Source organism: Polaribacter gochangensis (genome assembly GCF_046224025.1).
Classification (GTDB): domain Bacteria; phylum Bacteroidota; class Bacteroidia; order Flavobacteriales; family Flavobacteriaceae; genus Polaribacter; species Polaribacter gochangensis.
Genome location: NZ_JBJXRF010000047.1, coordinates 1 through 257, shown reverse-complemented (window position 1 = coordinate 257; position 257 = coordinate 1). Strand labels below are relative to the sequence as shown.

Sequence of the window (257 nt, the reverse complement as noted above, 5' to 3'; positions counted from 1 at the left end):
CGTTGGATTTTGCATCTTCTCTAGTAAATAAATACGGAGAACCATCGCCAAAAAAGTGTCCCGCAATAAAATAATCCGTCACTTTTGCAAAACGCATAAAATTAGATTCGTAATTTTCTGGCTGTTTGTAAAAATCTTTTCTATTTAAAACTTTTCCGTCTTTACGTTTATTATAATCTAAAACATCAATTAGACAATAAACTGGCTCATTAAAAGTGTCGTTTAAATAAGATTCAACAGAAATTTTTTTAATGAGC

1 pseudogene is annotated in these 257 nt (G+C 29.6%); it reads right to left on the bottom strand.

The features are described 5' to 3' along the window. Positions 1-257, bottom strand: a pseudogene (locus ACEWL1_RS12160) (alanine dehydrogenase); the annotation flags it as partial.